General features: G+C 62.3%; 3 protein-coding genes. All 3 read left to right on the plus strand.

Features of this window, described 5'->3' with window-relative positions; genetic code table 11:
• Nucleotides 1-314, plus strand: a 314-nt coding sequence (locus A2I95_RS33765) for a glutathione binding-like protein (protein WP_291736839.1), incomplete at its 5' end; no start/stop codon positions are given.
• Between the two features lie 10 nt (nucleotides 315-324).
• Nucleotides 325-1,536 carry an acetyl-CoA C-acetyltransferase gene (locus A2I95_RS33770; RefSeq protein ID WP_291736841.1) on the plus strand — a complete coding sequence of 404 codons (1,212 nt, stop codon included), beginning with the start codon at nucleotides 325-327 and terminating at the stop codon, nucleotides 1,534-1,536.
• Nucleotides 1,536-2,021, plus strand: a complete 486-nt coding sequence (locus A2I95_RS33775) for a cupin domain-containing protein (protein WP_291736843.1) — start codon at nucleotides 1,536-1,538, stop codon at nucleotides 2,019-2,021. The genes A2I95_RS33770 and A2I95_RS33775 overlap by 1 nt, the downstream gene beginning before the upstream one ends.
• Nucleotides 2,022-2,027: the final 6 nt, after the last annotated feature.

Below are 2,027 nucleotides of genomic sequence, written 5' to 3' on the forward strand. Positions count from 1 at the left end.
GGCTGACACGCTTCCTGATGAACTTTTTGCCCGAACAGCACCGCGACCCCAATGTGATCGCTTTCAATCAGGGCCGGCTCAAAGCCGCCTATACCACGCTCAACACCCATCTGGAGGGGCGCGACTGGATCGTGGGCGACGGGATCACCAATGCCGATCTTAGCTGTTGTGGCTATCTGTATTATCCAGAACCCTTTGGCTTTGACCGCGCCGACTGGCCACATATCGACGCCTGGCTGACCCGCATCAGCGACCAACCTGGCTGGAAACACCCCTATGACCTGATGCCCGGCAACCCGTCGGACCGTTCCTGAGGAGAGCATCATGACCGAAGCTTATATCTATGACGCCCTGCGTACCCCCCGCGGCAAAGGCCGCAAGGATGGCTCCCTACACGAGGTGACCTCCCTGCGGCTCTCGGCCCTGACCCTGAACGCGGTCAAGGAACGCAACAATCTGACCGGCCATGCGGTCGAAGACGTGATCTGGGGCAATGTCACCCAAGTTATGGAACAGGGTGGCTGTCTGGCGCGCTCGGCCGTGCTGGCGTCGGATCTGGATGAACGCATTCCGGGTCTGGCGATCAACCGGTTCTGCGCCAGCGGCATGGAGGCCGTCAACCTGGCCGCCAACCAGGTCAAGGGCGGCGCAGGCGATGCCTACATCGCCGGTGGTGTGGAAATGATGGGTCGTGTCGCCATGGGCAGCGATGGCGCGGCAATTGCCGTGGATCCCAGCCTGGCGATGGACAGCTATTTTGTGCCTCAAGGTATTTCGGCGGATATCATCGCCACCGAATACGGCTTCACCCGCGAACAGGCCGACGCGTTGGCGATGGAATCCCAGCGCCGCGCCAAAGAGGCCTGGGACGATGGGCGGTTTGACAAATCGGTGATTACCGTGCGCGACCAGAACGGCATTCCGATCCTGGATCATGACGAATACATGCGCCCCGGCACCGACATGCAGGCGCTGGGATCCCTGAACCCGGCCTTTCAGATGATGGGCGAGCAGATGCCCGGCTTCGACAAGGTGGCGATGATGAAATACCCGCATCTGGAGCGGATCAATCATATCCACCACGCGGGCAACTCCTCTGGCATCGTGGACGGCGCCGCGGCACTACTGATCGGCAACAAGGAATTCGGCGAGAAGCACGGGCTGAAACCGAGGGCGCGGATCAAGGCGACTGCCAAGATCGGCACCGATCCGACCATCATGCTGACCGGCCCGGTGCCGGTGACCGAGAAGATCCTGGCCGACAACGGCATGAAGATCAGTGATCTGGATCTCTTTGAGGTGAACGAGGCCTTTGCTTCGGTCGTGCTGCGGTTCCAGCAGGCGTTTGACGTGGATCCGGAGCTGGTAAACGTGAATGGCGGCTCCATCGCCATGGGCCACCCGCTGGGCGCCACCGGGGCGATCATCATTGGCACGCTGCTGGATGAGCTGGAACGGCAGGACAAGGAATGCGGCCTCGCCACGCTGTGCATTGCATCGGGCATGGGTGCAGCAACCATCATCGAGCGCGTCTGATGCCGAAGCTGGACCTTTCTCAACTGACCTGGCGCACCGGGTCGGGCTATCCTGGCAAGCTGGCCGACGCCTGCGCGGGCCGCAGCGTGCAGCCGCTGGGCGACCCCGGCGGGCTGACCCAGTACGGGGTCAACATCGTGCGGCTGGAGCCGGGTGCGGCCTCATCCCTGCGCCATTACCACATGGAGCAGGACGAGTTCGTGATGGTGACCGAGGGCACCTGCACCCTGATCGACGATCAGGGCGCGCATGAGATGCTGCCGGGCGACTGCGCAGCCTTTGCTGCGGGCGATGAGAACGGCCACCACCTGGTGAACCGCTCGGACAAGCCTGCCGCGTTCCTGGTGGTGGGTACCCGCACCCCGAGTGAGACCGGCTTTTACAGCGATTTGGACATGATGGTGAAATTCGCAGGCGGCGAGTTCACATTCACCCGCAAGGACGGCAGCCCGCTGACGGCTGACCAGACTGGAGAAGACACATGAGCGATT

Source organism: Leisingera sp. F5 (assembly GCF_001593695.1).

Coding starts and splice junctions, on each gene's coding strand:
- A2I95_RS33770 (WP_291736841.1), top strand. CDS start 325: ATGACCGAAGCTTATATCTATGACGCCCTGCGTACCCCCCGCGGCAAA.
- A2I95_RS33775 (WP_291736843.1), top strand. CDS start 1,536: ATGCCGAAGCTGGACCTTTCTCAACTGACCTGGCGCACCGGGTCGGGC.